Origin of the sequence: Demequina aurantiaca, assembly GCF_050598105.1 — a bacterium.
Taxonomy (GTDB): domain Bacteria; phylum Actinomycetota; class Actinomycetes; order Actinomycetales; family Demequinaceae; genus Demequina; species Demequina aurantiaca_A.
In genome coordinates, this window is sequence record NZ_CP192436.1 from 2611386 (window position 1) to 2623632 (window position 12247).

12 protein-coding genes are annotated in these 12247 nt (G+C 66.5%); all 12 read right to left on the minus strand.

Going from position 1 to position 12247, the window contains the following annotated elements; all coding sequences use genetic code 11:
• Position 1: 1 nt before the first annotated feature.
• The 12 genes from nuoK to ACQU6B_RS12055 all read right to left on the minus strand — a co-directional run bounded on the left by nuoK (position 2) and on the right by ACQU6B_RS12055 (position 12045).
• Positions 2–301, minus strand: coding sequence for an NADH-quinone oxidoreductase subunit NuoK (nuoK, locus tag ACQU6B_RS12000; protein WP_430867775.1), 300 nt, complete (start codon positions 299–301; stop codon positions 2–4).
• Positions 301–1071 carry an NADH-quinone oxidoreductase subunit J gene (locus tag ACQU6B_RS12005; protein WP_430867776.1) on the minus strand — a complete coding sequence of 257 codons (771 nt, stop codon included), beginning with the start codon at positions 1069–1071 and terminating at the stop codon, positions 301–303. The genes nuoK and ACQU6B_RS12005 overlap by 1 nt, the downstream gene beginning before the upstream one ends.
• Positions 1068–1856, minus strand: a complete 789-nt coding sequence (gene nuoI / locus ACQU6B_RS12010; RefSeq protein ID WP_430867777.1) for an NADH-quinone oxidoreductase subunit NuoI — start codon at positions 1854–1856, stop codon at positions 1068–1070. The genes ACQU6B_RS12005 and nuoI overlap by 4 nt, the downstream gene beginning before the upstream one ends.
• Positions 1849–3198: an NADH-quinone oxidoreductase subunit NuoH gene (gene nuoH / locus ACQU6B_RS12015; RefSeq protein WP_430869249.1), complete on the minus strand. Its 1350-nt coding sequence runs from the start codon at positions 3196–3198 to the stop codon at positions 1849–1851. The genes nuoI and nuoH overlap by 8 nt, the downstream gene beginning before the upstream one ends.
• 8 nt (positions 3199–3206) lie before the next feature.
• A complete protein-coding gene (locus tag ACQU6B_RS12020) occupies positions 3207–5696 on the minus strand; it encodes an NADH-quinone oxidoreductase subunit G (RefSeq protein WP_430867778.1) in 2490 nt (829 codons plus the stop codon).
• The gene (gene nuoF, locus ACQU6B_RS12025) at positions 5693–7027 is read right to left on the minus strand and encodes an NADH-quinone oxidoreductase subunit NuoF (protein WP_430867779.1); all 1335 of its coding nucleotides are present in this window, start codon (positions 7025–7027) and stop codon (positions 5693–5695) included. Before nuoF ends, ACQU6B_RS12020 begins: the two co-directional genes overlap by 4 nt.
• A complete protein-coding gene (nuoE, locus tag ACQU6B_RS12030) occupies positions 7024–7698 on the minus strand; it encodes an NADH-quinone oxidoreductase subunit NuoE (RefSeq protein WP_430867780.1) in 675 nt (224 codons plus the stop codon). The genes nuoF and nuoE overlap by 4 nt, the downstream gene beginning before the upstream one ends.
• Positions 7695–9044, minus strand: coding sequence for an NADH-quinone oxidoreductase subunit D (locus ACQU6B_RS12035; RefSeq protein WP_430867781.1), 1350 nt, complete (start codon positions 9042–9044; stop codon positions 7695–7697). Before ACQU6B_RS12035 ends, nuoE begins: the two co-directional genes overlap by 4 nt.
• Positions 9041–9802 (minus strand): NADH-quinone oxidoreductase subunit C, encoded by a 762-nt coding sequence (locus ACQU6B_RS12040; RefSeq protein ID WP_430867782.1) that lies wholly within the window; start codon positions 9800–9802, stop codon positions 9041–9043. Before ACQU6B_RS12040 ends, ACQU6B_RS12035 begins: the two co-directional genes overlap by 4 nt.
• The gene (locus ACQU6B_RS12045) at positions 9799–10350 is read right to left on the minus strand and encodes an NADH-quinone oxidoreductase subunit B (protein WP_430867783.1); all 552 of its coding nucleotides are present in this window, start codon (positions 10348–10350) and stop codon (positions 9799–9801) included. Before ACQU6B_RS12045 ends, ACQU6B_RS12040 begins: the two co-directional genes overlap by 4 nt.
• Before the next feature lie 3 nt (positions 10351–10353).
• Positions 10354–10686, minus strand: a complete 333-nt coding sequence (ndhC, locus tag ACQU6B_RS12050; protein ID WP_430869250.1) for an NADH-quinone oxidoreductase subunit A — start codon at positions 10684–10686, stop codon at positions 10354–10356.
• Positions 10687–10767: 81 nt separating this feature from the next.
• Positions 10768–12045: a geranylgeranyl reductase family protein gene (locus tag ACQU6B_RS12055; protein ID WP_430867784.1), complete on the minus strand. Its 1278-nt coding sequence runs from the start codon at positions 12043–12045 to the stop codon at positions 10768–10770.
• Positions 12046–12247 lie beyond the last annotated feature (202 nt).

A 12247-nucleotide genomic window follows, 5' to 3' on the forward strand; every position in this document is an offset into this window, starting at 1 on the left:
CTTAACCCCTCAGTTCTGCGGGCTCGTCGAGCGAGATGCTCTGGCGGGTTCGGAACACGGCGATGATGATCGCGAGGCCTACGACGACCTCGGCTGCGGCCACGACCATGACGAAGAACGCCATCACCTGGCCGTCAACCTCACCGTGGATACGAGAGAAGGACACGAGGGACAGGTTCGCGGCGTTGAGCATCAGCTCGACGCCCATGAAGGCGACGATCGCGTTGCGGCGCGTGAGCACTGCAGCCGAACCGATCGCGAACAGGACTGCCGCGAGGTAAACGAAGCTAATGGGATCCATTACTCTCCCTTCCCTTCGGGATTTTCTATCTCGGCTGCCTTGGGCCGGCGCACGCGCGGGTCCTCTAGGTGCGCGCGGAACTCGACGCCGTCCTGCGTCTGATTACGCGACTCGAGCACGCGAGAGACGGAGTCCGGAATCGGGTTGCCCTCGGGGTCGAGCGCAGGCACGTCCAGGGCGTTGTGCCGCGCGTAGTAGCCGGGCATCGGGCGGTTGACCGGGTCCGCGCCAACCTTGACTCGCGCGGCGGAAATTTCCTTCTGCGTGTGACGCGGGCGCATGCGCGGCATGTGCGTCATCACGAGTGCGCCAATCGCGGCGGTGATAAGCAGGAAGCCCAGCACCTCCATGACCAGCACGTACTTGGAGAACAGCACGTCGGCGATCACTTCCGGGTCGCCCGTGACGGGAGAACTGGAGGTCGGCAGCGTCACGCGCGCGATGACCGAGATCAGGAAGATCCCCAGACCGCCGGCGGCGAACAGGGCGATCCAGCGCTGGCCCTTGATGGTCTCCTTGAGGTCCTCGCGCTGGTCGACACCGACCAGCATGAGGACGAACACGAACAGCATCATCACGGCGCCGGTGTAGACGACGATCTGCACGACCGCGAGGAACGGCGCGTCGAGGCCGACGTACGCGGTGGCCAGTCCGACCATGACGAGCACGATCGACATCGCAATGTGCACGGCCTTCTTGGCGAACAGCAGCGACAGCGCGGGCGGGACCGTGAGGAGCGCGACGGCCCAGAACAGGAGCGGACTAATCACGAGCCGCCTCCGAACTTGTTCTGCATGGCGTTGTTCATCGCGCCCGCAGGAGCAGCTCTGCCGTCGCTCGCAGGTGCGTTGTGCGGAACCTTGCTCGAATCTTCGTCGGGAGCCTGGTACTTCTGGTTCTCCGGCAGCGTCGGGTCCTCGGGACGGTTCTCGCGGACCCACTCGACCTGCGACTCGACCGCTTCGGTGACGTCGCCGCGGTAGTAGTTGTCGTCCGTGGTGCCAGGCACCATCGGGTGCGGGGACGCGAGCATGTTCTCGCCCATCGGCGCGAGCAGGTCCTGCTTCTCGTAGATCAGGCCCTCCCGCGTGGGACCGGCAAGCTCGTACTCGTTGGTCATCGTCAGCGCGCGGGTGGGGCACGCCTCGATGCACAGTCCGCAGAAGATGCAGCGCAGGTAGTTGATTTGGTAGACGCGGCCGTAACGCTCGCCGGGGCTGACCTGGTTCTCGGGGCTATTGGAGTCGCCCTCGACGTAGATTGCGTCCGCGGGGCAGGCCCACGCACACAGCTCGCAGCCGATGCACTTCTCGAGCCCGTCGGGGTGACGGTTCAGCTGGTGCCGGCCGTGATAGCGCGGCATCGGCGGCGTCTTCACGCGCGGGTACTGCTCCGTCACTGTGGGACGGAAGAAGTTGCGCAGGGTGACGCCGAAACCGGCTACGGGCGCGAAGGTCTGACCGACCGCGCCCTTCTTGGGGAGGTTGGACTCGAAGGGCTTGGACTGCCCGTCGCGTTCACGGTTCACTTCCCAGACGTCGTCTGACTTAGGCATCAGCGTCCTCCTCTTGCTTGCTGGCGGGCGCATCGACCGTACGGCCGGATCGCGGTGAAGGCGGCAAAGACTGGTGCGGCAGCGGCGGCACCGGGTAGCCGCCGGCGAAGGCGTCGAGCGTCTCAGGCTCGGGCTCGCGTGATGCGAGCTCCTCCGCCTCGGCGTTCTTGCGGGCGTCGTTCACGAAGCTCCAGACGGCGATGACGATGAGGATTCCGATGAACCCGGCCAGGCCGTCGAACACGTTGAGGTCGCGACCCCACGAGCTGAATGCCTGACGGCCAACCGCGAAGAAGACCAACCAGCCGAGGCCCACGGGGATGAGGACCTTCCAGCCGATCTTCATGAACTGGTCGTAGCGGAAGCGCAGCACCGAGCCGCGGATCCACACGAACACGAACATCAACAGCCAGATCTTCAGGATCAGCCAGATCGGCGGGAAGATGCCCGTATTGAGCATCTCGGCGCCCGGCCAACTCGCGGCCCACGGCGCGCGCCACCCTCCTAGGAACAGTACCGAGGCGACGGCCGAGACGTTGATCATGTTCATGTACTCGGCGAGGAAGAACCACGCGAACTTCAGCGACGAGTACTCCGTCATGAAGCCGGCCACCAGCTCGCCCTCGGCCTCGGGGAGGTCGAAGGGAAGACGGTTGGTCTCGCCGACCATGGAGATGACGTAAAGGATGAAGGCGGGCAGCAGCGGCCAGATCCACCAGCGGTCTACCTGCGAGTTAACGATGTCCGCCGTGGACATCGAGCCGGCGAGCATGAACACGGTCACGAGCGAAAGACCCATGGCGAGTTCGTAAGAGATGATCTGGGCGGTCGAACGGATCGAGCCCATGAGCGGGTAAGTGGAGCCGGAGGACCAGCCGCCAAGCACGATGCCGTAGACGCCGACTGCGGCCACGGCCAGGATGAACAGCACGCCCACCGGGATGTCGGTGAGCTGGAGCGGCGTGGAGAAGTCCGTGCCCACGATTCGCGTGACGGGGCCGAACGGAATCACGGAGAAGATCAGCAGCGCGGAGAACACGGAGATCATCGGCGCAGCGATGTAGAGCACCTTGTCCGCGGCGCGCACCGTGATGTCTTCCTTGAACATGAGCTTCATGGCGTCCGCCACCGACTGCAGCAGGCCGAAGGGCCCGTGCACGTTCGGACCCGGACGCTCCTGGAGGCGACCGATCACGCGGCGCTCGAACCACACCGCGAACAGCACGGAGGTCAGCAGGAAGATCACGATGAGAATGGCCTTGACGATGACCGTCCACATCGAGTCGGCCGCGAAGGCTGCCGCCTCGGAGCCCGGCTCCACCGCAGCGGCGAGAAGATTCATGCTGGTCATCACACGCCACCCTTAACTGTGATCGAGTCGCCCGGTTCGAGCCCGAGGTCGCGTGCGACCCAGGATCCCGGGGACTTGGCTGGAACCCACACCACGCCGTCGACCATATCGGTCACGTGCACGGGGAGTTCGAGAGACTGACGCGAGCGACCCATCAAGGTCACCATTCCACCGGCGGCGCCCAGCGCATCGGCCGTAGCCTGCGAGAGTCGCGCGACGGCGGTGCGGCCGGTGCCGGCGAGGTAGGGCTCGCCGTCCTGCAGCGCGCCCTCGTCGACCAGCTGGTGCCACGAGGCCAGCACGATGCTGTCGCTCTTCTTGGCGGCCTTGGCTGCGGCCACCCTGACCGCGGGGGCCTTGGGTCGGACCGCTGCTGCCGGAGCGGCGATTGACGCGAGCTCACTGTTCACCGACGCGAGTGAGCGGGTGCCGAGGTCGACACCCATCTCCCGCGCGATGAGCTCGAGCACGCGATAGTCGGGAAGCGCGTCGGTCGCGATCGCCGTGGCGTACGCGCGCAGGCGCCCCTCCCAGTTCACGTAGGTGCCGGACTTCTCGGTGGGCGGCGCGACGGGCAGTACCACGTCGGCGTATTCGGAAACCTCTGTGCGGCGCACCTCGAGGCTGACGACGAACGGCGTGTTTTCCAGCGCCTTCAGCACGTCACCCGAGAGGTCGGACGGCGTCACGCCGCCGACGATCAGCGCGTCGAGCTTCTTGGCCGATGCCGCGGCGATGATGGCTGCGGCGTCGCGGCCACGGGTACCCGGGAGAGCCTCGACCCCCCACGCCTTCGCGATCTCGGCGCGAGCCTTGGCTGAGCCTGCGTCGCGGCCACCCGGAAGCAGTCCCGGAAGAGCGCCGGCCTCGACCGCACCGCGTTCTCCTGCTCGGCGCGGGATCCACGCGAGGCGGGCTCCCGTGCGCTCGGAAAGCTTCAGTGCCTCGGTGAGGGCGCCGGCGGAGCCCGCTGCGCGCTCGCCGACGACGATGACCGCGCCGGGTTCGCTCAGGGCCGTCACAGCGGCGTCGTCGAGCTTGGACAGCGCCGAGCCCTCCTTGCCAGGAACGGCGGGGACGAGGGTCGCGTTGAGCTTGGCGGAGCCGTGCGACAGCAGCGGCGCTACGGTGAAGACGGACTGCTTGCCGACGGACTTGAACATGCGCAGGAACACCACGCCGCCCTCGTCCTCGGGCTCGAAGCCCACCATCAGCACGCTGGGCGCCTTCTCGAGGTCCGCGAACGTCACGCCGATGCCGGAGGCTGCGACGTGCGAGCCGAGGAACGCCTGCTCCTCGTCGCTGGCGATGCGCGTACGGACGTCGACATCGTTGGTGCCGAGCACCGTGCGGGCAAACTTTCCGTAGGCGTACGCGTCCTCGAGCGTGACGCGGCCACCGGGAAGCACTGCGGCTCCCTTGGCGTCCTCGTCGCGGGTCGCCTTGGCGAGACCGGCCGCTACGGCGGCGATCGCATCGGGCCACGGCACCTCTACCAGCTCGCCATCCTCGCCGCGCATGAGCGGCTTGGTGATGCGGTCGTCGAGGTTCTGCCACTTGAAGGCGAAGCGGTCCTTGTCGGTGATCCAGTCCTCGTTGACCACGGGGTCGAGGTCCGCGAGGCGACGCATCACGGTGCCGTGACGGTGGTCGACGCGGATCGCGCTGCCGGAGCTATCGTGCTCGGAGATGCCGGGGCTGGAGACCAGGTCGAAGGGGCGCGAGCGGAAGCGGTAGGCCGCGGACGTGAGCGCGCCAACCGGGCAGATCTGGACGGTGTTGCCGGAGTAGTACGAGCTGAAGGCCTTGCCCGACTCGTCCTCCGCTGCTACGCCGATGGGGCCGTAGCCGTCGAAGCCCAGCACGTCCTCGTCGAACGTGCCGATCTGCTGCATCGCGCCGCGGTTCTGCAGGTCGATGAACGCGTCGCCGGCGATCTCCTTGGAGAAGCGGGTGCAGCGCTGGCACAGGATGCAGCGCTCGCGGTCCAGCAGGATCTCGCTGGATAGCGGCAGCGGCTTCTCGAAGACGCGCTTGGTCTCTACGAAGCGCGTCTCGGAGCGGCCGGCGCTCATGGCCTGGTTCTGAAGGGGGCACTCGCCGCCCTTGTCGCACGTGGGGCAGTCGAGGGGGTGGTTGATGAGCAGCAGTTCCATCACGCCGGTCTGAGCTCGCTCCGCCTCCTCCGAGGTGTGCTGAGTGTTGACCACCATGCCGTCCATCACGGTCATGGTGCAAGATGCCTGCGGCTTGGGGAACGCGCGGACGTTGCCCTCACGGTCGGGGGCAGCGACGTCGACGAGGCACTGGCGGCACGCACCCGCGGGCTTGAGCGCCGGGTGGTCGCAGAAGCGCGGGATCTCGATGCCGACCTGCTCGGCGGCGCGAATGATCAGCGTGCCCTTGGGCACGGTGACCTCGGAGTTGTCGATCGTCAGCGTGACGGTCTCGACGGGGACGGCCGTGGCCTTGTCTGCGGTGGCGGTCATGCGAGTGCCTCCTCGATAGCGGGCGATTCGGAAGCGTTCTCGTACTCGAAGATCGCCGATGCGGAGTGGTCGAACGGGCAACCACCCTCGGTCACGTGCGCCTCGTACTCTTCCTTGAACAGCTTGACGGAGGAGCTGACGCAGGACGTGGCGCCGTCGCCTAGTGCGCAGAAGGCGCGCCCCAGGATCGAGTCGCAGGTGTCGAGCAACTGCTGGATGTCAGCCTGGGTGCCGGTGCCGGCCTCGAGGCGCTTGAGGATCAACGCGAGCCAGTAGGTGCCCTCGCGGCACGGGGTGCACTTGCCGCAGGACTCGTGCTTGTAGAACTCGGTCCAGCGCGTGACGGCGCGGACCACACACGTGGTCTCGTCGAAGATCTGCAGCGCGCGGGTGCCCAGCATCGAGCCCGCCGCGCCTACGGATTCGTAGTCGAGGGGGGTGTCGAGGTGCTCGTCCGTGAAGATGGGGGTCGAGGATCCACCGGGGGTCCAGAACTTGAGCTGGTGGCCCTCGCGCATACCGCCCGCCATCTCGAGGAGTTCGCGCAGCGTGATGCCGAGCGGAGCCTCGTACTGGCCGGGGTTCTTGACGTGGCCGGACAGCGAGAAGAAGCCCATGCCCTTGGAACGCTCGGTTCCCATGGACGTGAACCACTCGACGCCGCGGTCGATGATGGCCGGGACGGAGGCGATCGACTCGACGTTGTTCACGACGGTGGGGCGGGCGTAAAGCCCGGCCACGGCGGGGAACGGGGGCTTGAGTCGCGGTTGGCCACGGCGGCCCTCGAGGGAGTCCAGCAGCGCGGTCTCTTCGCCGCAGATGTAGGCGCCGGCGCCCGCGTGGACGGTGACTTCGAGGTCGTAGCCGGTGCCGTGGATGTTCTTTCCCAGGTGTCCGGCCGCGTAGGCCTCCGCGACTGCCTGCATGAGGCGGCGGTAGACGTGAACGACCTCACCGCGCACGTAGATAAACGCGTGGTTCGAGCCGATGGCGAACGACGTGATCGCGACGCCCTCGATGAGCGTGTGAGGCGCGCTCAGCATGGTCGGAATGTCCTTGCACGTGCCCGGCTCGGACTCGTCGGCGTTGACCACGAGGTAGCGGGGGCCGCCGTCATCGGGGGGCAGGAAGCCCCACTTCATGCCGGTGGGGAAGCCCGCGCCGCCGCGGCCGCGAAGACCGGAGTCCTTGACGGCGGCGATGATGTCGCCTGGCTCCATGGCGAGGGCCTTCTTCAGGCCGGCGTAGCCGCCGTGGTCGGTGTACGTGTCGAGCGCCCAAGACTTCTCGGCGCCCCACGTGGCGCTCAGGACGGGAGTGAGATCGGTCATTCGCCCGCCTCCTTCCGGCCCTGGTTCTCGGACCAACCCTGCTCCTTGGCGACCTTGAGTCCCGCGAGCGACGGCGCGCCGATGCCCTGGTCCTGGTCAGCCCGGCCGTCGGAGAAGCCGGCGAGGACACGCGACGTGTCCTTGAAGTTCGAGACCTTGTCCGGCCCGCGCGTGGGCGTGATGTCCTTGCCCGCGAGGATGTCGTCGACCAACTTGAGTGCGCTCTGGGGCGTCTGGTCGTCGAAGAACTCCCAGTTCACCATCATGACGGGCGCGTAGTCGCAGGCCGCGTTGCATTCGATGCGCTCGAGCGTGACCTTGCCGTCCGGAGTCGTCTCGTCGTGCCCGACGCCGAGTCGCTCGGAGACCGTGCGGTAGATCTCGTCGCCGCCCATGATGGCGCACAGCGTGTTGGTGCACACCCCTACCGCGTACTCGCCGTTGGGGCGGCGCTTGTACTGCGTGTAGAACGTGGCTACCGCGCTGACCTCGGCGGAGGTGAGCTCGACCTGCTGCGCGCAGAAGGCGATGCCGTTGGGGCTCACGTAGCCCTCGATCGACTGCACCAGGTGCAGCAGCGGCAGCAGCGCGGAGCGCTTGACGGGGTAGCGGCCGATGATCTCGGCCGCGTCCTTGTTGAGACCCGCGAGGGTCTTCTCGTCGTAGGTCATCGGTCGACGCCTCCCAGTACGAAGTCCATGGTCGCGATGGCGACCACCACATCGGCCACCTGTCCGCCCTGGCAAAGGATGGACAACGCCTGCAGGTGGTTGAAGCCAGGGTCGCGGAAGTGCGCGCGCCACGGCTTGGTGCCGCCGTCGCTCACCAGGTGCACGCCGAGCACGCCCTTGGGGCTCTCGATCTGCTGGTAGACCTGTCCTGCCGGGACGGGGAAGCCCTCCGTCACCAGCTTGAAGTGGTGAATCAGCGCCTCCATCGACTCGCCCATGATGTGGCGAATGTGCTCGAGGGAGTTGCCCTGGCCGTCAGGTCCAAGCGCGAGCTGCGCGGGCCAGGCGATCTTCTTGTCGGCCACCATCACGGGCTGGCCTTCCATTGCGTCGAGGCGCTCGCAGCACTGCTCAATGAGCTTGAGCGATTCGTAGCACTCCTCCATGCGCAGCACCACGCGTGAGTACGCGTCCTCGTCGGTGGAGGTGGGCACCTGGAAGTCGTACGTCTCATAGCCGCAGTACGGGTTGGTCTTGCGCATGTCGTAAGGCAGACCAGCGGAGCGCAGCATCGGCCCCGTGACACCCAGCGACATGGCGGACGACAGGTTGAGGTTCGCGATGCCCTTGAGGCGGAGCTTGAAGATCGGGTTCTCGAGCTGCAGGTCCGCAAGCTGGTCGAGGCGCATCTTGATGTCCGGCAGCAGCGAGCGGATGTAGTCGACCGCGCCATCGGGGGTGTCGAGCGCGACGCCGCCGGGGCGGATGTACGCGTTGTTGGTGCGCAGGCCGGTGATCATCTCGATGATCCGGAACGTGTCCTCGCGGGCGATGAACGCGGTGGTCATGACCGTGGTCGCGCCCATCTCGTTACCGCCGGTGCCGATCGCGACCAGGTGCGAGCCGATCCGAGTGAGCTCCATCATGAGCACACGCAGCACGCTGGCGCGCTCGGGAATCTCGTCGGTGATGCCGAGCAGCTTCTCAATGCCCAGGCAGTAGACCACTTCCTGGAACATCGACTGCACGTAGTCCATGCGCGTGCAGAACGTCACGCCCTGGGTCCACGAGCGGTACTCCATGTTCTTTTCGATGCCCGTGTGCAGGAAGCCGATGCCCGCGCGGGCCTCGGTGACCGTCTCGCCCTCGATCTCGAGCATCACGCGAAGCACGCCGTGGGTCGAGGGGTGCTGGGGGCCCATGTTGACGACGATGCGCTGCTGGCCGAGGCGCTTGGCCTCTTCCGAGATCTCCGACCAGTCCTGGCCGTAGGCGGTGTACTCCGGGGCGTCCTCGTCTGAGGAGAAGGCGCCGGTGGCGTGGGTGCTGAACGTCTGCGGGCTCATCGGTACTGCCTCCGCGTGTCGGGTGATGGGATCGTCGCGCCCTTGTACTCGACCGGGATTCCACCGAGCGGGTAGTCCTTGCGCTGCGGGTGGCCCACCCAGTCGTCGGGCATCTCGATGCGGGCCAGCGACGGGTGGCCGTCGAAGATCATGCCGAAGAAGTCCCAGGTCTCGCGCTCGTGCCAGTTGTTGGCCGGGTAGACGCTGGTGATGGACGGCAGGTGCGGGTCGTCTTCGCTCACGGCGACCTCGATGCGGATGTGGCGGTTGTGCGTGATCGAGTGCATCGGGTAGACGGCGTGAAGCTCGCGGCCCAGGTCGTCTGGGTAGTGCACTCCCGAGACTCCAAGGCAGAACTCGAAGCGCAGGTCCTGGTCGTCGCGCAGGTGCGTCATGACGGTCAGCAGGTGGTCGCGCTGCACGTAGATGGTGAGCTCGCCGCGATCGACGACCACGTACTCGAACGCCTCCTCGGCGTCCTCGCCAAGCAGCTCCTCGAGCATGTCCACGACACCGTCGAACCACTCGCCGTACGGGCGCTCGGAGCTTCCCGGCATCTGGACGGCCTTGACGAGTCCGCCAAAGCCGGAGGTGTCGTTGGCCCCGGAGAACATGCCCTCGCGGACGTTGATCAGCGTGATGGGGGCGCGACCCTCGGGGTCGGGCACCGCCGACGCGATGTCCTGATTGGTCTGCTCGGGCGTGTAGCCCACAGGGGACTTCTTCGACGCGGGCTTCTTTGCGGGCTTGTCGCTCAACGCAGCAGTCCCTTCATGTCGGAGGTCGGGGTGGCCGCGAGTGCCGCCTGTTCGGCTGCGGCGGCCATCTCGATCCGGTTGGTGCCAAGCGGGGTCTTGCGGATCTGCTCCTGCAGCTCGACCAGCGCGTTCAGCAGCATCTCGGGGCGCGGGGGGCAGCCGGGAAGGTAGATGTCGACCGGGACCACGTGGTCAACGCCCTGCACGATCGCGTAGTTGTTGAACATGCCGCCGGAGGAGGAGCACACGCCCATGGCGATGACCCACTTGGGCTCTGCCATCTGGTCGTAGACCTGGCGCAGGATGGGGGCCATCTTGTTGGACACGCGTCCGGCGACCAGCATCAGGTCGGCCTGACGCGGCGAACCGCGGAATACCTCGGAGCCCAGGCGGGCGATGTCGAAACGGGGTGTGCCCGTCGCCATCATCTCGATCGCGCAGCACGCCAGGCCGAACGTGGCGGGCCACAGTGATCCGGCGCGCATGTAGCCCAGGAAGTCTTCGACTCCACCGAGCATGAACGGAGGTGCATTTTCTTCAAGTCCCATTGTCTACTCCCACTCAAATCCGCCGCGGCGCCACTCATACACGAAGGGGATCGTGATGAGGAACAGGAAGGTCATGATCGCGATCAGACCGAACCAGCCGAGGGCTTCGTGGGCGACGGCCCACGGGTAAAGGAACACCACTTCTATGTCAAAGATGATGAAGGTCATCGCGACCAGATAGAACTTGATCGGGATACGTCCGCCGCCGGCCGCGCCCGGGGTGGGCTGCAGGCCTGACTCGTAGCGGTCGAGCTTTGCCGAGTTGTAGCGCTTGGGTCCCACCATCGAACTAAGGGTGAGGCCACCTATGGCCATGAGTGCGGCGATGACAATCATCACGACAATCGGTACGTAGGGATTCACGTGGCGCTTCCTTTCATACGTTTCAGTCGATCCAAAATATTGCCGGACACGCGTTTAAGCCGCCGGAGTAATCTTAGTCAAGGCCGATAGTAATTTGTCGGCCCAGTTACCCCCGCGCGGCTCGTAGACATCTGCAAGCAGTCTAGAAGTAAATTCCATCACCAGCGGACTAGCCAAACCGTACCGAGTGCTGAGCCGCATCACCGATGGGTGCTCCACGAGATTCGCGAACACCCTACCCATCGTGTAGTAGCCGCCCAGGTCATCCTTCATCATGCGGGCGTAGGAGGCCAGCGCGGCCTCCTTCTGCTCGGCGGTGGTCGCCGCGCGAGAAGCAACCGCGGCCTCGGTTGCGCGCCGCGCCGCCTGCATCGCGTAGGCGATGCCCTCGCCATTGAACGGGTTCACCATGCCGCCGGAGTCGCCGACGAGCATCAACCCGGGAACGTAGTGGGGCTGGCGGTTGAAGGCCATGGGGATGGCGGCGCCCTTGATGTCGCCTACCTGGTCGCCGAACTCCCAGTCCGCCGCGGAGTGCTCGAGCCAGTCGGCCATGAGCGCGCGGTGGTCGAGCTTGGGCGGCATGCCCTTGGCGCTCAGCGTGCCGAGTCCGACATTCGCGGTGCCGTCGCCGAGCGGGAAGATCCAGCCGTAGCCGGGAAGTAGGTTCGAGGCACCGCGCTCCCCGTCCCAGATCTCGAGGTGACCCTCCATCCACTCCTCGGTGTCGCGGGGCGTCTCGATGTACGTACGCACGGCGACGCCGATGGGGCGGTTCTTCTTACGTTCGATGCCGAGGCCCAGCGCGATTCGCGCGCTCACGCCGTCGGCGGCAATCACCAGCGGGGCGCTGTAGGTGACCTCTTCGCCCACCTTGCGGCCGTTGGCGTCCGTGCGCTTGGCCGTCACGCCGGTGACGCGTCCGGAGCGCTCGTCGCGCACCGCGCCGGTGACGAACCAGCCCTCGCGCACGTCGGCGCCGCCAGCTCGCGCGTGCTGGGCAAGCTTGTGGTCGAAGGCAGCGCGCGGCAGGCTGAGTCCGTAGTCGGGGAAGGACTCGAGGTCGTGCCACGGAAACTCGAGACGGTGGCCGCCGCCGATCATCCGCAGGCCCTTGTTCGGAATCCAGCCATCCTCGCGGGGCGTCTCGAGGCCGATCAGTTGCAGTTCGCGCACAGCGCGGGGCGTGAGCCCGTCGCCGCAGACCTTCTCGCGCGGGAAGTGCGACTTCTCGAGGGCGATCACATCAAAACCCTCTTGGGCCAGGTAGTACGCCGCGGCGGACCCCCCGGGGCCCGCACCAATGACGATGACGTCGGCTTCAGTTCTCACGCGTCAAGGGTACGCGCCGAAAACGGGTGCTCGCGCACTCCGAGTAACGCACAAAACGCGCTCGATTAACGCAACAATTATTGTGCGTATATATAGGTGGGCTTTTGGGCGCTCCGCCAGGTCGCCGACCGCGCCGGGGATCGCCCCCCGGGCGGGGTCCCGCGGCCTCGGGCGAGGTCGCTGACCGCGCCCGCCATCTCAC